Below are 20322 nucleotides of genomic sequence, written 5' to 3'. Positions count from 1 at the left end.
CTCCGTCTCCGACAGGGGTGCGGGCGGCGCTCATCTGGTCAGGCTCCTTTGCGTGGCATCCATGCCAGTGGCGGGAGCACTGGCAACTCCTACGAAACTATGTGGCGAAGCCAGCGCGAACTAGCGCGCCTGAGGGCTACTTTCGATACTATCTTGCGCAGCGGCGCCGACGTGCACACGTGGAGCGAACGAACGCGCCTGCTTACCTGGAGGTCGAGGATGCTGACGAACGCGGAGTACTTTCTTGGCCGGCCGGCCGTGCGCGAGGTCGTGCCGCGCGATCCGCGTTCCTCCGTGCGCTGGCATCAGCACGATTATCCGAGCCCTATCGCACGATGGAACTTCCATCCTGAGTACGAGGTCCACCTCATCACTCAGGGGACCGGTCGCTACATCGTCGGCGACCACATCGACTCCTTCACCGCTGGCGAACTGTTCCTCATCGGCCCGGAACTCCCGCACGACTGGATCAGCGACCTGGAGCCGGGCGAGATCGTCGTCGGTCGCGACATCGTCATGCAATTCCACGACGACTGGATCAGCGCATGCGCGCAACTGCTGCCGGAGATCACTGATCTGTCGACCACTCTGGCCAATTCGACACGCGGCATCCAGTTCCTCGGAGAGACGGCCGCCGTGGGAGCAGAACAGCTGATCGCCATCGGCTCTTCGTCCGGCTCCGAGCGTCTGAGCCTGATCTTCGCGCTGTTCGCGACCCTTGCCGGTGCCCCCGAGCACGAGCGGCGCCATCTGGCCAATGAGTGGATCCCGACTCTGCACGATCCCGCGTCCGCCGACGTGGTGAGCCAAACACTGGAGTACGTGTTCAGCAATCTCGCCGGCGACGTGCGCCTCTCTACGGCTGCGCGCATGATCGGCATGTCCGAATCCGCGTTCTCGAGGTACTTCCACCGCGCGAGCGGCCACACTTTCAGCGACATGGTCCGCAGACTGCGCCTCGCGCACGCGTGCAAACTGCTGGACGGCACGACGGATGCGATCGCGAGCATCGCGCAGACGGTGGGCTACCGGAACCTTTCCAACTTCAATCGTCAATTCCTGGCCGAACTGGGCTGCACCCCTCTGCAGTACCGGCGTCGGGTCCGCGAGAGCCCGCGACAAGGCGGCACCGCTCAGAAAGAGACTTCCCCTGCGCGAGCCGACGCCGACGTGCGACGCACCGTGCGAGGCAAGGTGCGGTGACGAGCACGCCATTGATGGTGCAGGGAGTGGTCGTTCGGATTGGGATCCACCGTGTTGGCGTGCTCGATCTCGAGCCGGACGCCACTCAGATCGAGGTCGCGCACCCCGATGATCCGCCCCAGCTCCCTCGCGCGGAGTGAAACGTTCTCGAGCCGGAGCCGGTGGATCGGGGCATCCGGAAGCCCGTCGATGTCGAACGCCCACGACGGACCGTCGTACGACTCGTCTAGGTCGCTCGTCACGTCCACGATGGCGATATCCCTCACCACAGTTGGTCGCACGCCTTCGGGGAGCGGCTCGGACAGCACGCGCCACGACTCCGGGATCTCGCCCGAATGATCTTCGGGCACGGTGATCGTGTTGTAGAGGGGGTACCAGTTGAGCTGGAGGCTGATGGGATACGCCACGTCACGCAACGTGACCCTCTCCACACTCACATCCGTGATGAATCCGCCCCGCGCGCGCGAGGACTTGAATCGGATCCCGTAGTCGGTGCCATCGAATTCGACATCGTGGATGCGGACGTTGCGTACTCCCCCGGACACTTCACTTCCGAGCGCCAGTCCGACGCCTTCACCGAAGACACAGTGCCTGATGTCGATGTCTTCGCACACGCGATCGACGCGCAGCCCGTTGGCGTCGCGCCCGGACTTTATCGAGATGTTGTCGTCCGCGCAGGATATCTCGCACCGCTCGATGACCACGCGCGCGCAGGAGTCGATGTCGATACCGTCCGTGGACGGACCGAGGTTCTCATCGATGCGGACGTCCGCGACCGTGAGATCGTTCGAGTAGAGCAGGTGCACCGTCCAGAACGGCGACCGCTTTATGGATATCCCCTGGATCGTCACCCGGCTCGAACCCTGAACGAGGATCACTCGAGGCCGGCGGCAGTCGTAGTCCGTGGCCCAACGGAGTCCGCGCTCCTCGTACTCGTTCAGGAGGCCGCTCTTGCCGTCAGGCCCCCAGAACTGATCCCACCAGTGCGACCCGCGACCGTCGATGAGCCCTCCGCCCGTCACGGTCACGTTCTCGGCGCCGATCACGTTCAAGATGGCAGCAGGCCAGCTCATCTCCACACCCGCGATCCGAGACGGGGTGTTCGGGTAGGCGTCTTGGTCGAAGGTCGCCGCCAGAACGGCGCTCTCGTCGAGATGGAAGTCCACGCCGCTCGCCAGGAACAGCGATCCCGTGAGGAAGGTCCCTCCGCGAAGGATCACACGACCGCTGTGGACGGCGGCAGCATCGATCGCGCTCTGGATAGCGCGGGTGTCGTCGGATGAGCCATCGGCCACCGCGCCGAAGGTTCGTGGGTCGAAGTCTTTTCGATCTGTCATGTGAGGTCCTCTCGTACGGGAAATGATCGGGCGCGTCCGTCTGCAACGCGTCAGGTGAGTTCCGACGGGTCGACCGATGCCGACGGGCCGGAGACGAGGAGCGACGACGGGAGATCGCCAGACCAAGGCAGATCTGCTCCCTGGCGCTGAACGGTCACGGCGGCGCATTCGGCGGCGAAGGCCGACAGCATCATCAACGTGTCCTGATCTGCCCAACCGCGAGACCGGATGACGTCTTTCGAGAGTCCGTCCGAGATCAGAGCGATGAGGGCATGGATCAGTCCGGCCATGTACGAATCGCCGGCCCCGACCGTGTCCACGACGGGTATGCGCGGCGCGTTCGACTCGATGAGTTCGACCCCGTCTGTGATGAAGGACCCTGACGCGCCTCGGGTGACGGCTACCACGCTGGGGCCGAGCTGCAGGATGCATTCCGCGACGCCTAAGTCAGACAGATCCGGGTACAGCCAGCGAGCATCCTCGTCCGAGAGCTTGACGATGTCGGCGAGCGCGAAGAAGCGCTCCACGCGACTGACATGCTCGGTCCAGTCTTCGACGAGGGACGGCCTGATGTTCGGATCGAACGTCACGACGGATTCGCTGCGACGGTCCTGCACCAGCGCTTCGACGACCTGCCGTCCCGGTGCGAGCGCGACTGCCAGCGAGCCGGTGTGCAGCACGGTGGAATGCGGAGCGACGCCGGAGATGTCCCACCCGATCCTGAAGTCGTAGTCGGCGGAGCCGTCCGATCGCAGATGCGCCGTCGCGGTCGATGTCGGAGCGGTTCCTGCGGTGTCGGGAGCGAGACTCACGCCCGACAGCTCGAGGTGGTCGCGCAGCGCGGCGCCTTGAGCATCGTCGCCGATCGACGTCGCGAGGATCGACGTGTCTCCCAGACGACCGAGGCCGACGGCGACGTTGAGTGGAGAACCGCCCGGATGCTGCGATCGCGCCCCGTCCGCCCTCACGACGATATCCACGAGGGCCTCGCCGACCACGAGGACGGACGGACCAGCACGGTCGAAACGATCGATGCCGCTCATGCTTCCGGCAGCACGATCGCCTTGAGCGACTCGGGATCCCGTCGCGCGAGCGTGAGAGCGTCCTCGGTGTGTGCAATGTCGAACCGATGGGTGATGACCGCCTCGGCATCCACCTCACCCGATGCGAGGAGCGCGAGCGCAGTGGGATAGGTGTTCGCGTACCGGAAGATGCCACTGATCGTGAGTTCCTTCCCTTGCACGAGCGGGACGTCGATCGGGACCGAGTCCGCTCCCATCCCGACGAGCACGACACGACCCGCGGGAGCGAGACGCTTCATCCCGCCGTCGAGAGCGACAGCGGCGCCGGAGCATTCAAGAAGGACGTCGAACGTCGTCTCGGCGGGCTCGCCCGCGCGTTCCGCGGCGAAGCCGAGGGACCTCGCCTTCTCGAGCCGGAAGGAACTGACATCCGTGACGGTGATCTCGACCGCGCCGAACGCACGCGCCACCTGCGCAGCGTAGAGCCCGATCGGGCCGGCCCCGGTAACGAGGACTCGGTCACCGGCGGTGATCCCCGCCTTCCGCGCAGCCCATACCCCCACCGACACCGGCTCCGCCATCGCCGCGGCCTCGAAGCTGAGGTTCTCCGGCGCCGGGTGAGCAAACCTCGCGTCGATCGTGACATAGCCCGCGATCGAACCATCCACCGGAGGCGTGGCGAAGAACACGACGTCGGGACAGAGGTTGTAGCGACCAGCGAGGCACTCCTTGCAGTTTCGACACGGAACACCTGGCTCCAGAGCGACGGTCTGACCGATCCGCGTCGGACTGACGTCGATGCCGACACCGACGATGACGCCCGCCGACTCGTGCCCCACGACCATCGGATGCTCGACGATGTAGGGACCGATTCGACCGTGCTCGTAGTAGTGCACGTCGGAGCCGCAGATCCCAATGGCTCGCACGTTCACGAGCACTTCGCCCGCGCCGGGCTCCGGAATCGGCCGATCTTCGATACGGATGTCATTGGGGGCGTATAGGACGGCGCTGGGGTTGGTCATGTTACTCCGGGTTTTGTTCGTCTGCGGATGACGCGTTGCCGTTCGCACGACCACCCGGCGTGGCCGTCAGGCAGGATCGTGTCAATCTGTGTGTCGTTCCCGGCCCGGTCAGCCCGCGCACGCATGTCAGGTCGAGGATGCGCGGTGGAGGCGACGTCGCTGCGAGCGACCCCTCACGGAGAGGTCGGTCTCGCCGGTCATTGCGTCATGCTCCCTCGCCCAACTCTCGTTCCCGTGTCGGCATCGGTCGTGGAACGATTCGACGGTACGCGGGCGCTCGCGGGCGAACTAGCGCCCGGGGGGTTCACTTCCGGTACTTTCTTGCGCAATGCCCACTCGCGTACCCGCGAGCACGCGGTGCAGCTCGTCGCGCTCCCGCGGCGGCAACGGTGAGTGGGGCGGACGAACCGGGCCGGTTTCCAGTCCGATCGCACGAAGCATCTCTTTCAACACCGACACGTTGTACTTGCCGTGTCCGTCAGCCCGCAGTCGCTCGATCGGCGCCGCCAGCGCGAGCGCGCGATCGAGCGCCGCACGGTCGCGGCTGACCAGGGCGCGATGAACGCCGAGGGCGATGTCGGGGCGTGCGTTCGCGATGCCCGAGGTGAATCCGGTGAGACCCAGCTCCAGGAACTCCGGGGCGCGGGACTCGGCCGAGCCGTTCACCCAGACGCAGTCGGCGCCCGCATCGTCGGCGAGAGCGTGCGTCAGATCGTCGATGCCCGGACGCGCGTACTTCACTCCCGCGATGGAGGGGTGCCGCACGAGGTCCCGCAGCGCGGGGCCAGCGAGTCGACTCGTCCGAAGGTAGAGGACCAGGGGCAGTGCTGTGCGGTCGGCGGCTTGGAGATAGAACTCCAGGAGCCCTTGGCTGTCGCCGAACGGATCCACCGGCTCGTGGAGCATCGCAGCGCGGTATCCCTGCGAGCCTGCGACGTCGATATCTGCCAGGGATTCTGCGAGGCTGCCTGCTACCCCCGCGACGAGCAATGCGTCCTGGGCCGCGTCTGCCGTCGCTTCGATGTACGCGGACCGCTCTGCGCGCGTCAACTGGAACACTTCGGCCGTATTGCCCAGCGCGGTGATGGCATGAATCCCTGCGCGGTCGACGCGTGAGGCGAGGTCCGCGAGAGTGCCAACATCGAGTTGGCCCTCGCGATAAGGGGTGACGAGCACCGCCGTCACTCCGCGGAGGGCGTTCTCGATCGAGCCGGCGTGGTGATTCACGATGTGCGTCCTGTTCTGGCGTGGATGTCTATCTCGGCCGATCTCTGGCGTGATTGCGCGGTGAGGCCTCCGTCGATCGTCAGCACGTGTCCAGTCACATAGGACGCCGCATCCGAAGCCAGGTATGCGACCGCATCCGCGATCTCATCGCCGCGTCCGATACGTCCGAGCGGGATGGGCTCGGCCTCGATCCGCTTCCTACTGTTGGGGATCTGCTCGTATTCTGCGTTGGAAACGGCCCCCGGGGCGACCGCGTTGACTCGGATCGATTGGGGCGCGAGTTCGATCGCCGCCGCGCGCGTGAACGCCTCGATCGCCCCCTTCGACGCATCGTACGCGGCTGCTTCGCGGTGCGCCTTGGAAGCTCCGATGGAGGAGATGTTGACGATGGCCGCGCCGCGAGCCGTCAGTAGAGGCAATGCTCCGCGGGTGCAGAGGAACATGCCGCGCGCATTGACCGCGAACACCCGATCCCAATCCTCGACAGTCAGTTCCGTCAGCGGAACCCGTCCGACGAGGGTGAGAGCGGCATTGTTGACGAGCACGTCGAGGCGGCCGTAATCGACCCTGATTCGAGCAAACATCGCGTCAACGTCGGCCGGGTCGGACACGTCGGCGTCGATGCCCACGGCATCCGCCCTTCCGGCACGCAATTCCTCGGCCACGCTCTGCGCCTCGCCGGGGTGTACCCCGTTCACGATGACCGTCGCTCCGTCCGACGCGAAGCGTCGGCAGATGGCTCGTCCGAGATTGCGACTACCACCGGTCACCAGCACAATCCTGCGCGTTGTCTCCGTCATTTCGCTCGCGCTCCCGTCCGGTCGATGGCGCTGCGGGCGTCCGTCGCGCTCCAGCTCAGTGGTTCGTGGGCCGCTTCGAGCAGCTGCGGATCGATCTGCACACCGAGCCCGGGACCGGACGGAGGCACGAGCGCGGAATCGCGGAATTCGAGCGGCTCGGTCACCACATCGCGGGTGTAGAGCAGAGGTCCGACCGGATCGCCGGCTGCGGTGGCGCCGGGGCTGCATGTGCCGACGTGCGCTGCGGCGGCCGTTCCGATCGCGAGTTCCTGCGTGGTTCCGATCAGACACGGGATGCTGGCGGCCTCCGCGATACCGAGCACGCGCTGCGCACCGGTGATGCCACCGAGCACAAAAAGTCCGACGTTCAACACGTCCACCGCGCCTGAGGTAATGAGAGCGAGGGCAGATCGCTCCCCCGCCGCGTGCTCGCTGACGGGGATGCCGGTCCGATCGCGGACGAAGCGCATGCCGTCCACATCCCCGGCCCTCGAAGGCGCCTCGACGAATTCGAAGCCGAGGTCGCTCGTCTGGTTGATGAAGCGCGCCGCTGCCTGCGCGGAGACGAGATTGGAGAAATCCAGCGACTTGATGGAAATCCTGTCCCCGTACGCACCGACGCATGCTTCGAGAAACCGTCGGTCCAGCGCGAAGTCCCGACCGACGTACACGCGGAACCGCGAGAATCCTCTCTCGAGCATCGTGTCGACGATGTCGAGATTCGCTTCGACGTCGGCCTCGGACTGCTGTCGGAAGATGGGGAATGCGATGGGGAGAGCCTCACGGACTCGCCCTCCGAGCAGCTCTCCGACATTGACGTCCAGCAGTTTCGCCCGCGCATCCCAGAGGGCGATATCGACACCGCCGCGGATCACACTCCCCTTGTCGTACAGGCTTCCCGAGTGCGGGAACGCCTCGCGCATGACCTCATCGATCACGTTCGTTCGTCGGACGTCTCGCCCGACGAGCAGCCCGTTGATCGTTCGCTCGAGATCGGCCACGTTGGGGTGATACATCGGAAGATGCTGGAAATCCGACATCTCCCCCACGCCGACGACACCGTCCAGTCCTGCAGCAATCTCGACGATGACGTGGCCGCAAGAGATTCCCGCGCGGGGCGCGGTCACCGATGTGAGTGTGACCGACGTGATGATGGCACTCATTCCGCGCCTCCCTCTCCCTGGCGTTTCAGCGAGTCCAAGAGCGCCCGGGATGCGGCACCGATGTGATCTCGGGTGAGCGACGCCGCGGCTTCGGCATCACCTCTCTCGACGGCATGCAAAATCTCCCGATGTTCCTCCGCCTCGGCATCGAAGGTCGGATCCAGACGCCAGCCCGCCGTAGCCACGAACGTGCTCAGCGCCTGAAGCTTGTCGAGGAACTCGACCAGCCACTCGTTGGCGCACAGTCGATAGAGCTCTTGATGGAAGCCGCGATTCGCGATTCCGAGCATCGCAGTGTCGCCCGAACCAATGGCGGCATGCGCGATGTCGAGCGCTCTGCGAGCACTCGCCCGTTCGCCCGCACCGACTTTCAGGACACCCAGCCGAACGGCCTCGGGCTCAACTACTAGGCGTGCGTCATGCAGGGACCGGACAATGTTCGCGTCGAGTCTACGGACGGTCACTGACCGGTACGACGACTCCACGAGTCCGCTCGACTCGAGACGCTTGAGCGCCTCACGCACAGGAGTCTTCGATACGCCGAGTTGTTCGGCGAGTTCACGCTCGACCAACGGCGCGCCCTGAGGCAGACGTCCATCGAGGATCGCCTGCTGCAGCGCGGCCTGAACACGATCGCCGTGAGATTCGGCTCGAATCGACGGGAGCCGATCCAGCGGCGCGGCTACGTCAACGAGGAAATTAGGCATACCGCGATCCTAACATCTTGGTATACCAATTTGGATCTTTGGTGGCCCGGAGTCAACGGGCGCTCGCACTGATCCCCTCGCTCGTTCTGCGACGTACTCACGCCAGGGGTGATCTCGCGGCAACCGGTACCCCCTCCTACGGAAGGTGCTCCCGCAGGGTCGATCGCGGTCAGCAAGTTCGGCACGGGAATGGGCATCTAGGGGCCTGAACCCGAGTGATGGCCGTCGCCACCAGGCGGCGCGCTTCAAGGACGCGACGCCCTTCGCGGCGGTCATCACTTGCTCGAACTCTCAACCTGTCCGATGTGGTGCGCGTCATCCGCAGGCCAGTCCCCGGTCACCTTCTTGCGTGAACCGACCAGCGAGGATCTTGGCCAGCCACTGAGAAGGGGCCTCCCCTTGACCGAGCTCGGGCCAGGTGAGGTGGTCGGCCGAGGCACCACGTAGTCAGTCGCTCTGCGCGGCCCGTCGTCGGCCCGGATTGTTTCCTGCGCTCAGTTTTCGCAACGGGTTCGACTGTGCCTTGGATGCACCCTTCGGCCCGAAGGAGCTTGCGTTAGGTGTGTCCGCATCATCCTTCTGGGCGGTGAGTGCTAAGCGAGGCAGTCTCCGCCGGTGGGCCCACTTCTCGGGACTGAGCTATCGCGGCCATCGCCGCGGTAAGTTCCGCGCCAATATCGAACGACGGATCGATCAGCCACTGAGCCTGCAGCCCGTCCCATACTGCGACGATCTGTCTCGCCGCCCGAACGGCATCGATGCCAGGGTCAGCAAGGCCATCTTCCTGACGCGTGCGGATGTCCCTCGCGAGGACTGCAATCGAGCCGGCATTGTGACGCAGAAACCACTCGTGAGCAGGGTGAGAGGGATCGGTGGCCTCAGCTTGCATCGTCACAAAGAGGCGACTGTAGTTAATGTGCGCGACGCCCATCACTGCATGCTCGGCGGCGATCTCGTACAAGCTCACGCCGGTGTCGGTGATACGAGACAAGGGGTGTCGTTCTGCGTGCTGCATCGCGGCTACGAGCAAATCCTCTCTCGTGGGGAAGTGGTACAGAACGGTCGACTCGTTCATCTCCGCGCGACGAGCGACTTCAAGTGAGGTCACCGCCCGATGCCCTCGCTCATTGACGAGGTCGAGTACCGCCTGCGCTATCGCGGCGCGACGGGTCGCGCTCTTCGCGTAGGCGCCTCGTGGGCGGACTTGCTTTGCCACGTTCAGATCCTAGATCCGCTCGCGTCATGAAAGTCCATTCGAACCAGTAACGCGAGCAAGGCTTTCAGTTCGGTCGCCATGTCAAGCGCCTGGCGATCCAGCAGCCACTGGACCTGGAGACCGTCCATCAGAGCGATAGTCGCTACCGAGGCACGCTCGGCTGTGACACCTTCTCGAAGAAGTCCATCATCTCTCAGCTTTTCGAAGGCGCGGCGAATGCTTGAGCGGGCGTACTCATACCGCTTCACGAAGTAGTCGTGAGCAGGGTGTTTAGGTGAAGTGGCCTCGGAGGAAAGAAGGCAGAAGAGGTCGACGACGCCTGGTGTTGTGGCATTCTGCTCGACCACTCGTATCAACCCGCGGAGGATCTCAGGACCGCTTGCATCAAAATCGATGACAAGCTCAGCTTGCTTGTCACGGCGGTCGAGTGCCGCGGCGAGCAGCGCACTCTTGCTCGGAAAGTGATGGAGCAGACCGGCTTCGCTGATTCCGACACGATCCGCCACCCCCCGAAGGGTCCCAGAGCGGTATCCCGACTCGGCATAGACCTCCAGCGCGGCCTCAAGTATCGCTGCCTGAGTGCGCGCTGACTTGGCGTATGCACCCCGAGGGGCGTGCCTCGGCGACTCGTCTGCTGCGTTCGTCATTGTTGCGACCAATCCAACCATCATCCGGATCCAGACCGTTCTGCTCCGGGCGAAAACCGAGCTCGTGCTCGGAGTGTTCTCGCAAAATCTAGTAAATACTCAGAATTCATGTTAGCGTCTGTGTCCACCGGCGGTCCAGAGTGGCATCGCCCCCGAACCTAGAGGACTCGAAGATGATCCGATGGAAGAAGGCCGCGACAGCAGCGGCGCTCGCCGTCACCGCCGCGCTGGCCCTCAGCGCTTGCACCGGAGGGGCAGGTGACAACGAAGGCACTGGAGAAGGCGGAACGCTGACGCTCGGAGCAGTGGGATCGCCGACCACGTTCGATCCCTCGGGCTCGCAGTGGGGTAACGCCGCTCCGTACTACCAGGCGGTGTTTGACACGCTGCTCCTTGCCACCCCCGAGGGCACTATCGAGCCGTGGCTTGCGACCGAGTGGTCGTACAACGACGACAACACCGTGCTCACCCTCACCATCCGTGACAACGTCACATTCACAGACGACTCCAAGCTCACCGCGGACGTTGTCGTGAAGAACCTGCAGCGATTCAAGGAGGGCACCTCTCCGGACGCCGGCTACTTCGCAGGAGTGACGAGCTTCGAGGCGCCCGACGACACGACGGTGGTCATCACGCTCGCGGCACCCGATCCCGCGATGCTCAACTACCTGACGCGTGACCCAGGCCTCGTCGGTGCCGAGGCATCGTTGGACAGCGAAGATGTTGCGACAAACCCGGTCGGTTCGGGCCCGTACATCCTCGACACCGCGGCGACTGTCACCGGGTCGACGTATGCGTACACGCGGAACCCCGGTTACTGGAATCCCGACGTCCAGCACTACGAGAACCTCGTCATCAACGTCCTCGGTGACAACACGGCGCAGGTGAACGCCATCAAGGCCGGCGAGGCGAACGGCGTCAAGGTGACGAACAACGCGATCCCTGAGGTCGAGGCTGCCGGTTGGACCATCAACGCCAACGAGCTGGACTTCGAGGGCGTGCTGCTGCTCGACCGCGACGGAACGATGAACCCCGCGCTCGCCGACGTCAAGGTGCGGCAGGCTATCAACTTCGCGTTCGACCGCCCGGGCCTTCTAAAGGCGCTCTACGGGGAGTACGGCACAGTCACCACGCAGGTCTTCGGAGGAGAGTCGCCCGCGTACGACCCCGAGCTGGACAGCTACTACGACTACGACCCGGAGAAGGCGAAGGAACTCCTCGCCGAAGCCGGCTACGCGGACGGGCTCACCATCTCGATGCCCACGATCGCCGTGTTCCCGCCTGCGACGTACGCGCTTATCGAACAACAACTTGCCGACATCGGGATCACAGTCGAGGCGACCGATGTCCCGGCGGGCAACTTCATCACTGACCTGCTCGCGCCGAAGTACCCGGCTTCGTACATGGCACTTGAACAGAACCCGGATTGGCAATTGATCCAGTTCATGATTACCCCCAATGCCGTCTTCAACCCGTTTCACACGGAGGACGAGACCGTCAACGGCCTCATCCGGGAGATTCAGTACGGCGACGAGGCGACGCAGGCGGACAAAGCGAAGGAACTCAACAAGTACATCGTCGAGCAGGCCTGGTTCGCGCCGTTCTACCGCGTCCAGGGCAGCGTCGCGACGGACGCCAACACGACCGTCAAGATGCTCCCGACCAACGCCTACCCGAACATCTACGACTTCCAGCCGAAGCAGTAGTCGTTCTCGGCCCGCCCGACGCAACGGGCGGGCCGAGCTCTCACCAGAGATCGTCATTCACGGGAGTCGAGCCATGCTCACATTCATCGCGCGCCGCGTCGCCTCAGGGGTGGTACTGGTCGTCGTGATCACGGTGATTGCCTTCACGCTGCTGTACCTCGGCAGCGGCAACATTGCACGCACGCTTCTCGGTCAAAACGCCAGTGAGGAACTGGTAGCGCAGAAGGCGACAGAGCTGGGTCTGGACAGACCACTGTACGTACAGTTCTGGGACTGGCTCACGTCTGCGCTCACGGGTGACCTCGGTCGCTCGTGGTTCAACGGTCAACTAGTCACGGTGCAGCTCTCCAGCCGACTGTCGGTCACCTTGTCCATCGTCATCGGCTCGATTCTGGTCACCGCAATCGTCTCCGTTGTCCTCGGTGTCCTGGCTGCGCGGCGGGGACGAATCGTCGACGGGGTCGTGCAGTTGGTTTCAGTCATCGGCTTCGCCATCCCTGGCTTCCTCATCGCGCTATACCTCGTGCTGATCTTCGCCGTGAACCTCGGCTGGTTCAAAGCCACCGGCTACATTCCGTTCACCACCTCATTCGGTGGATGGGTGGCATCGGTGACGTTGCCCATCATCGCCCTGTCCATCGGCGGCGTCGCAACAATCTCGCAGCAGGTCAGGGGTGCAGTCACGGACGATCTGTCCCGTGACTACGTCCGGACGCTCCGCAGCCGGGGACTGAGCCTTAACCAAGTCATCTACGTGAACGTGCTTCGAAACGCAGGTGGTCCCGCCCTCGCGCTGCTCGCCGTCCAGTTCATCGGCATGATCGGCGGCGCGGTCATCGTCGAGGACATCTTCGCGCTCCCTGGCATCGGCTCGCTCACCGTCCAGGCCACAGCACAAGGAGACATTCCAGTCGTGATGGGCATCGTCGTTGTCAGCGCGATTATCGCCGTCATCGTCAATCTACTCATCGACCTTGCGCAGGCCGCGCTCAATCCGAAGGTGCGACTGTCATGACCGCAGTAGAAGTCCCCACCGACATCCCCACCGCTGGTGCCCGCACCGACCGGCTCTTCAATCGCCTTCTGCGCAGGCCGCTCGCCGTAGCATCGATGGCTTTCCTTGCGCTTGTCATTCTGGTCGCCGTGTTCGGCCCGTACTTCGCGCCCTACGACCCAGCGAAAGCCTCACTCGACCTCGTACTCGCTCCGCCGAGCGCTGAACATCTGCTCGGAGCGGACAGCGCGGGGCGCGATGTGCTCTCTCGACTCCTCAGCGCAACGCGAATCAGTGTGGTCGCTGCGGCCCTCGCAGTGGTGGTCTCGCTGGTGATAGGCGTCGTGTCCGGTCTCCTCGCCGGCTACTACCAGGGCTGGTTCGACAACGTCTCGTCGTGGTTCACGACACTGGTCATGGCGCTACCCGGAATGGTCGTGCTGCTCGCTGCTCGCGCGGTACTCGGCCCGTCGATCTGGTGGGCAATGCTCATCATCGGCGTTCTCTTGGCGCCCGCCTACTTCCGACTCGTCTACTCGATGGTCACCGCAACCCGATCCGAGCTCTACGTCGACGCCGCTCGAGTCTCGGGTCTGGGCGACTTCAGGATCATCGGACGACATGTCCTCTCAGTCGTCCGCGCACCAATCATCATTCAGACCGCAGTGGTGGCGATCATCGCGATTGGGATTCAGGCCGGCCTGGAGTTCCTCGGCCTCGGAGATACGTCGCTCCCCACCTGGGGCGGGATGCTCAACGACGCCTTCGCCAACATCTACAAAACCCCCATCCTCATGCTCTGGCCCTCCCTGGCCATTGGGTTGACCAGCGTTGCACTGGTGCTGCTCGCCAACGCAATGCGCGACGTTCTGGAGCGCACTATCGTCGTCCGCCGGAAGCGCCGCCGCGCAGTCACCACGCGAACGGGATCGGTAGCCGCGATAACGACTTCGACAAGCCTCGGCGATCTGGCCGATGACACAGAGATCGTCCTCGTCGATAGCGACACCATCCGTCACCCCGACAGCCCCAAGCGCGCTGTGGCCGCCGCTGAGGTCGTTCTTCGCGTTGAGAACCTTCGCGTTGGCTACCAGCAGAACGACGGCTCATCGGTGGAAGTCGTCCACGGCGTATCCATGGACATTCGGAAAGGCGAAGTGCACGGGCTGATCGGTGAATCGGGGTCGGGTAAGTCCCAGACGGCGTTCGCAGTACTCGGCCTCCTCCCGAAGGGTGGCAGCGTCACCGGCGGAACAATCGACTACGAGGGCACACGGCTGGATACCGCCTCGGAAGCCGTCTACACCGCGATTCGAGGGCGCCGCATCGGCTACATCCCCCAGGAGCCCATGTCCAACCTCGACCAGTCGTTTACCATCGGCAGTCAGCTGACCCGGCCTCTGCGCCGGACGCTCGGCCTGAGCAAGCGCGAAGCCCGTGAACGGGCGCTTGCACTTCTAGAGCGCGTTGGAATCCCGCAACCGCTGCGCACCTTCAACGCCTATCCCTTCGAGGTGTCCGGCGGTATGGCTCAACGCGTGCTCATCGCGGGTGCCGTCTCGACAGACCCGGACCTCATCATCGCGGACGAGCCGACGACGGCCCTTGACGTCACAGTTCAAGCGGAAGTGCTCGATCTGCTTCGAGACCTGCAAGCTGAGCGCCACATGGCAATGCTGTTGGTCACTCACAACTTCGGAGTCGTGGCTGACCTGTGCGACCAGGTGACCGTGATGCAGAGCGGGCTCTTCGTCGAATCCGGGCCGGTGCGTGCGATCTTCAACGATCCGCAGCATCCCTACACGAAGTCGTTGCTCGACTCCATCCTCGACGAAGGCCCGGCCAGGCCATCGCTTGCCGGAACAACCCAAGGAGAGACGCTGTGACCGGTCCGCTGCTTGACGTAAAGGATCTCGTCGTCGCCTACCCAGGTAAGGGTTTCCGCGCCAAGCCGTTCAGAGCGTTGGCTGGCGTTTCGATAGATATCCAACCAGGGGAGACTCTCGGATTGGTAGGGGAATCAGGCTCGGGGAAGACGACTCTCGGTCGCGCGGTACTCGGGCTCGCACCCGTGACCGAAGGCACAATCTACTACGACGGCCAAGACATCAGCAATCTTGCCCGCCGGGAGCGACGTACACTCAGTTCAGAGATTCAGGTGGTGTTCCAGGATCCATACTCCTCGCTGAACCCGTCTCTCACGATTGAGCAGATCCTCGCCGAGCCACTCCAGGCGCGAGGCATTGCCTCTACGCCCGCGAAAGCGCGCGTGCGTGAGCTGCTGGATCAGGTCGGGTTGCCCGCCGATGCGCGAGGACGACTGGCTCGCGAGTTCTCCGGCGGTCAGCGTCAGCGCATCGCAATCGCTCGTGCTTTGGCGCTGGATCCCAAACTCATCGTCTGTGATGAGCCGGTCTCCGCACTCGATCTGTCAACGCAAGCTCGTGTGCTCGACCTGCTGATCGAGATTCAGAACCGGACCGGAGTCGCGTACCTGTTCATCACCCATGACCTCGCGGTCGTGCGCCACATCAGCCACCGAGTAGCGGTCATGTTCCGCGGCGAAATCGTCGAGAGCGGCGACTGCGACCAGGTCACCTCCCGTCCCCAACATCCCTACACCCAGCGCCTCTTCATGGCCGCCCCCAAGCCCGACCCCGACAAGCAGCAGCAGAGACGCGCTGAAAGGCGCCAGCTTCTCGACGCAGAAAAGGCCGCATGATGTCCACGTCCTCGACGACAGCGCAGACCGGCGCTGTAGACCATCTCCGTCCACTCCTCGGACGGCTCACGCTCGACGAGAAGGTCTCACTGATTCAGGGTGCGGACTTCTGGACAACTGTTGCGCTGCCCTCGATTGGCTTGCGCGCAATGACGTTCTCCGACGGTCCTGCCGGCGTGCGCGGTCCACGCTGGGATGAACGAGAACCGTCCCTGAATCTCCCGTCCGGGTCCGCACTCGCGGCGTCCTGGGACGTCGACCTAGCCTTCCGATACGGCGCAGCGGCGGCATCCGAGGCTCGGCGCAAAGGCGTCGACGTAGTCCTCGGCCCGACCATCAATCTTCACCGGTCACCGCTGGGCGGCCGCCACTTCGAGTGTCTGAGTGAGGACCCGCAACTCACCGGCCAGATGGCGGCCGGGTACGTGCGAGGTATGCAGGCAAACGGCGTCGCGGCGACGCCGAAGCATTACGTCGCGAATGATTCTGAAACGGATCGGTTCACCGTTGACGTGCAGCCCGGAGACCGCGCGCTGCGCGAGCTCTACCTGATTCCATTCGAATGGGCGGTGCGAGCTGGCGCATGGAGCCTGATGAGCGCATACAACGCGGTCGATGGGGTCACCATGACCGAGAACGATCTGTTGGAAACTCCGCTGAACTCGGAGTGGGGCTTCGATGGCGTCGTCGTGTCTGACTGGACAGCGGTCCGGAGCATCGACGCAGTTGCAGCCGCGCAGGATCTCGCAATGCCGGGCCCATCCCCGGTGTGGGCACAGCTCGCGGAAGCCGTCAAGGACGGCCGAGTGCGGGAAGCCGACATCGACCGCAAGGTGCTTCGCTTGCTCCTTCTTGCGGAACGTGTGGGCGCGCTCGATGGATCGCCATCGGCAGCGCCCGCCATCATCGACGGCGTCGCTCTTGCGCGTCAGGCATCCGTCGAAGGCGCCGTGCTCCTCAAGAATGATGGGATCCTCCCGCTGGCGGCCGAGAAGCGGCAGCGGGTCGCGGTCATCGGCCAGAACGCCCGCGAGGCACGAACTCAAGGAGGCGGAAGTGCCACCGTCATCCCAGAGCACGTCGTTTCGCCACTCGACGGCCTTCGCGCCGCATTGGCCGACGCTGAAGTTTCGTTCGAGATCGGTGCCGTCGTTCAGGAAGGTGTCGCGCCGTTATCGCTCGATGAGATGACGAATCCGAGAACGGGCGACCGCGGGCTTTTGGTTGAGTTTGTCGACTCCGACGACAACGTGTTGTTCGCTGAGGATCGTCGCTCGAGTGCGCTCGTCTACTTCGGCGGGGACGCACCCGTTGCCACCGCGCATCACCTCATCATGCGCACGGTATACACCCCAAGTGCGTCAGGCATCAACTTGTTGGGCTTTGCGAGCGGCAACCACGGCCGTCTCTACCTGGACGACCAGCTCGTCGTCGACGACCAACCGGTCATAGAGGGGACCGACCTGGGCGCCTCGTTCCTGAACCCCCCTTCGTTGACCGCGAGGATCGATGCCGTCGAAGGACAGGCCATCGACATTCGTGCCGAGTTCACGATGGTCGGACTCGACTCACCACTGGTCGGAGTGTTTAGCGGCACCCTCGGTCTTGCCCCGGTCGAGACCGATCCCGACATCCTCATCGAACGGGCGGTCGCTGCCGCCACGTCGGCCGACGTGGCAGTGGTCGTCGTAGGCACCAACGCGAAGGTCGAATCCGAGGGATACGACCGGACGGATCTCAACTTGCCGGGTCTTCAGGACGACCTCGTGCGCGCTGTCGCCGCAGCCAACCCGCGGACGGTGGTGGTGGTCAATGCCGGCGCGCCCGTCTCTCTCCCGTGGGTGGATGACGTCGCCGCCGTTCTGCTCGGCTACTTCGGCGGGCAAGAGTTCGGTGCCGCCATCGCCGACATCATCACCGGTGCAGAGGAGCCGGGTGGTCGTCTTCCCACGACCTGGCCGGCCGCCCTGGCCGATGTGCCCGTGGTCGATGTCGTCCCGACCGACGGAGTGCTCACGTATACCGAAGGCATCCACATCGGCTATCGCGCGTGGCTCAAGTCCGATGTACCACCTGCGTTCCCCTTCGGCCACGGCCTTGGGTACACCGAGTGGAACTGGTCTGATGCGACGGCAGACGCTGACAGCTCGGTCGTGCGGGTGACGCTTGCGAACACGGGTCATCGCGCGGGCAAGCAGGTGGTCCAGGTTTACGCAGAACGCGCAGATTCCTCCGTTGACCGACCCGTTCGTTGGCTAGTCGGATTCGCGGTCGCGCGTAGCGAAGCCGGGGAATCGGCCTCTGTCGATATACCCGTTCCGTCGCGTGCACTTGCCTACTGGGACGACCAGTGGGTGGTCGAGCCAGGTGCCTACACGCTTCGCATCGGGCCGTCCGTCGAGGACCTTCCGCTTGAGCTCGAGTGGACGCTCAACGGATGACCTCGCCAATTGACAGGCGGGCAGTCATCGACCGGCATGCCATCCGACTGACGGCTCCTGACCCTCGGAATCCGCTCACCGTCGGGAACGGCAACTTCGCCTACACCGCTGACATCACCGGAATGCAGACCTTTCGAGACGAGCATGACCCAGACCTCGCTGAGGAACAGGGGCGGCTGACCGTCGACACGTGCACGATGTCCACGTGGGGATGGCACAGCATGCCGAACCCTGAAGGATTCGAACTGGCTCACTCGCTCAGCACATACCAAACGGCGCGTGGTGAAGTCTCCTATCCGGACAAGCTCGACATCCCCACAATCCTCGGTCGCACACCGGTGACCGAGGAGACCCGCCCGTCCATGTGGTTGCACGTGAACCCGCAGCGCATTGATCTCGGACGCATCGGACTGCGCCTGTCCGCCATTCCCGGCGGCGACATCGAGACCGCCGCATCCGCTTTGGAGCAAACCACGCAACACCTCGACCTGTGGACCGGCACGTTGACAAGCCGATTCCGATACGCCGGCGAAGAGGTCACCGTCATCACCGCCGCAGACCCCGAGACGGCGACAGTCGGTTTTCGGATCAGTTCCTCGCTGCTCACCGATGGTCGCTTGACCGTTTCCTTCGCCTTCCCTTACGCCAGCGACAGCTTCCACCGAGCTGGCGTCTGGACACACCCTGACCGCCATCTCACCGAGTCGGCTTCACACAGCGAGGGCGCCACGTTCCTCAGAGAACTAGACGACACCTCATACCGAGTGCACGCTCGATGGAACCGCGGGGAGCTCATCAACGTCGCGCCCCACGAGTTCCTACTCCGCACTCGTGAGAACGTCCTTGAGCTGACAGCGGAGTTTGACGACGGTACGGTGACGGCGCACACCACGGAGATCTCCGTCGACTCGACTCTTCGTCGCTCGGCGCAGCATTGGCGTTCCTTCTGGACTAACGGTGCCGCAATCGACCTATCGGGCAGCACCGACCCACGCGCGTTCGAACTGGAGCGACGAATCGTGCTGTCGCAGTACTTGACCGCCGTGAACAGCTCGGGAGATCAGCCGCCCCAGGAGACCGGTCTCGTAACGAACTCCTGGCAGGGAAAGTTCCACCTGGAGATGCACTGGTGGCACGCGGCGCACTTCGCCACCTGGGGGCGTCCAGAGCTGCTGGCCAGAAGTATCGGCTGGTACGAATCCGTCCTCGACGTCGCGCAGGAGACTGCCCGCCGGCAGGGATACATGGGCGCCCGCTGGCCGAAGCAAACAGGTCCCGACGGGAGGGAAAGCCCTACCGACATCGGCTCTTTCCTCGTCTGGCAGCAGCCGCACATCATCTACTTCGCCGAGCTGCTCAGGCGGGCAGGTGTTGACGTCCAGCTGCTGAATCGCCTCGAGCCTCTGGTCGAGGAGACAGCGGTATTCATGTCGTCCTACGCCGAGAAGCGCAGTGACGGATACCACCTCCCTGCGCCGATTATGCCGGCGCAAGAGTTCTACGACCCGACGACAACAGAGGATCCCACCTTCGAGCTCGCCTACTGGTGGTGGGGTCTCGAAATCGCGCAGCAATGGCGGGAGCGCGCGGAACGCTCTAGGAACGCGACGTGGGACCACCAGCTCGCCGGCCTAGTCAACCCGCACGTCCTCGACGGAATCTACACAGCCATCGGGACGCCACCTTTCACGCGAGTGGACGACCACCCATCGATGTTGGCTGCGCTCGGAATGATCCCCGCCACGCCTCTGATACATGCTGCAACGCACCTTGCCACGCTTGGATGGGTGAAGGACAAGTGGGATTGGGATACAGCCTGGGGATGGGACTTCCCCGTTCTCGCTATGGCTGCCACGCGCGCCGGAGACCCACAAGCAGCAATCGATGCGTTGATGCTGGATGCCTCGAAGAACCAGTACCTGATGAACGGCCACAATCCACAGATGGGTAACTTCCTTCCGATCTACCTGCCCGGCAACGGCGGACTGCTCGCCGCAGTGTCATTGATGTGCGCGGGCTGGGACGGGAGTGAGGACACCCCCGGATTTCCGAGCGAAGGCTGGTCCGTTCGTCACGAGGGCCTCCTCCCGTGGCCTTGAACCGTGCCGCGAACGT

The 20322-nt window shown here is 64.1% G+C and carries 16 protein-coding genes; 7 read left to right on the top strand and 9 right to left on the bottom strand.

From position 1 onward, the window contains the following. Window positions 1-48 precede the first annotated feature (48 nt). Window positions 49-1203 carry an AraC family transcriptional regulator gene (locus BKA10_RS13100; RefSeq protein ID WP_206686880.1) on the top strand — a complete coding sequence of 385 codons (1155 nt, stop codon included), beginning with the start codon at window positions 49-51 and terminating at the stop codon, window positions 1201-1203. Here BKA10_RS13100 and BKA10_RS13095 read toward each other — a convergent pair. The 9 genes from BKA10_RS13095 to BKA10_RS13055 form a co-directional block, all read right to left on the bottom strand. Further along, the gene (locus BKA10_RS13095) at window positions 1134-2540 is read right to left on the bottom strand and encodes a glycoside hydrolase family 28 protein (protein WP_183500285.1); all 1407 of its coding nucleotides are present in this window, start codon (window positions 2538-2540) and stop codon (window positions 1134-1136) included. The genes BKA10_RS13100 and BKA10_RS13095 overlap by 70 nt on opposite strands. A gap of 50 nt (window positions 2541-2590) precedes the next feature. Beyond that, window positions 2591-3583 (bottom strand): carbohydrate kinase family protein, encoded by a 993-nt coding sequence (locus BKA10_RS13090; protein ID WP_183500283.1) that lies wholly within the window; start codon window positions 3581-3583, stop codon window positions 2591-2593. Beyond that, window positions 3580-4584, bottom strand: coding sequence for an NAD(P)-dependent alcohol dehydrogenase (locus BKA10_RS13085; protein ID WP_183500281.1), 1005 nt, complete (start codon window positions 4582-4584; stop codon window positions 3580-3582). The genes BKA10_RS13090 and BKA10_RS13085 overlap by 4 nt, the downstream gene beginning before the upstream one ends. A gap of 288 nt (window positions 4585-4872) precedes the next feature. Continuing rightward, window positions 4873-5769: a dihydrodipicolinate synthase family protein gene (locus BKA10_RS13080; RefSeq protein WP_183500280.1), complete on the bottom strand. Its 897-nt coding sequence runs from the start codon at window positions 5767-5769 to the stop codon at window positions 4873-4875. 38 nt (window positions 5770-5807) lie between these two features. Continuing rightward, a complete protein-coding gene (locus tag BKA10_RS13075; protein WP_183500279.1) occupies window positions 5808-6611 on the bottom strand; it encodes an SDR family NAD(P)-dependent oxidoreductase in 804 nt (267 codons plus the stop codon). Next, window positions 6608-7774: a mandelate racemase/muconate lactonizing enzyme family protein gene (locus tag BKA10_RS13070; RefSeq protein WP_183500278.1), complete on the bottom strand. Its 1167-nt coding sequence runs from the start codon at window positions 7772-7774 to the stop codon at window positions 6608-6610. The genes BKA10_RS13075 and BKA10_RS13070 overlap by 4 nt, the downstream gene beginning before the upstream one ends. Then, window positions 7771-8481, bottom strand: coding sequence for a GntR family transcriptional regulator (locus tag BKA10_RS13065; RefSeq protein ID WP_183500277.1), 711 nt, complete (start codon window positions 8479-8481; stop codon window positions 7771-7773). The genes BKA10_RS13070 and BKA10_RS13065 overlap by 4 nt, the downstream gene beginning before the upstream one ends. A gap of 571 nt (window positions 8482-9052) precedes the next feature. Then, a complete protein-coding gene (locus tag BKA10_RS13060; protein ID WP_183500276.1) occupies window positions 9053-9697 on the bottom strand; it encodes a TetR family transcriptional regulator in 645 nt (214 codons plus the stop codon). A gap of 2 nt (window positions 9698-9699) precedes the next feature. After that, entirely contained in the window at window positions 9700-10344 is a 645-nt protein-coding gene (locus tag BKA10_RS13055) for a TetR/AcrR family transcriptional regulator (RefSeq protein ID WP_183500275.1), read from the bottom strand. A 173-nt stretch (window positions 10345-10517) separates the two neighbouring features. Between BKA10_RS13055 and BKA10_RS13050 the strand changes: the two genes are divergently transcribed. The 6 genes from BKA10_RS13050 (at window position 10518) to BKA10_RS13025 (ending at window position 20306) form a co-directional block, all read left to right on the top strand. Then, window positions 10518-12050: an ABC transporter substrate-binding protein gene (locus BKA10_RS13050; RefSeq protein ID WP_183500274.1), complete on the top strand. Its 1533-nt coding sequence runs from the start codon at window positions 10518-10520 to the stop codon at window positions 12048-12050. 73 nt (window positions 12051-12123) lie between these two features. Beyond that, on the top strand, window positions 12124-13065 hold the full coding sequence (locus BKA10_RS13045) for an ABC transporter permease (RefSeq protein ID WP_183500273.1): 942 nt from the start codon (window positions 12124-12126) through the stop codon (window positions 13063-13065). Continuing rightward, on the top strand, window positions 13062-14930 hold the full coding sequence (locus BKA10_RS13040; RefSeq protein WP_183500272.1) for a dipeptide/oligopeptide/nickel ABC transporter permease/ATP-binding protein: 1869 nt from the start codon (window positions 13062-13064) through the stop codon (window positions 14928-14930). The genes BKA10_RS13045 and BKA10_RS13040 overlap by 4 nt, the downstream gene beginning before the upstream one ends. Further along, window positions 14927-15766, top strand: a complete 840-nt coding sequence (locus tag BKA10_RS13035) for an ATP-binding cassette domain-containing protein (protein ID WP_183500271.1) — start codon at window positions 14927-14929, stop codon at window positions 15764-15766. The genes BKA10_RS13040 and BKA10_RS13035 overlap by 4 nt, the downstream gene beginning before the upstream one ends. Continuing rightward, a complete protein-coding gene (locus BKA10_RS13030; RefSeq protein WP_183501205.1) occupies window positions 15766-18207 on the top strand; it encodes a beta-glucosidase H in 2442 nt (813 codons plus the stop codon). The genes BKA10_RS13035 and BKA10_RS13030 overlap by 1 nt, the downstream gene beginning before the upstream one ends. Then, window positions 18204-20306 carry a hypothetical protein gene (locus BKA10_RS13025; protein WP_183500270.1) on the top strand — a complete coding sequence of 701 codons (2103 nt, stop codon included), beginning with the start codon at window positions 18204-18206 and terminating at the stop codon, window positions 20304-20306. The genes BKA10_RS13030 and BKA10_RS13025 overlap by 4 nt, the downstream gene beginning before the upstream one ends. The last annotated feature ends 16 nt before the right edge of the window (window positions 20307-20322 follow it).

The sequence above is a fragment of the Microbacterium invictum genome, assembly GCF_014197265.1.
Lineage (GTDB): Bacteria > Actinomycetota > Actinomycetes > Actinomycetales > Microbacteriaceae > Microbacterium > Microbacterium invictum.
This window is presented reverse-complemented; position numbering and strand designations above follow the sequence as displayed.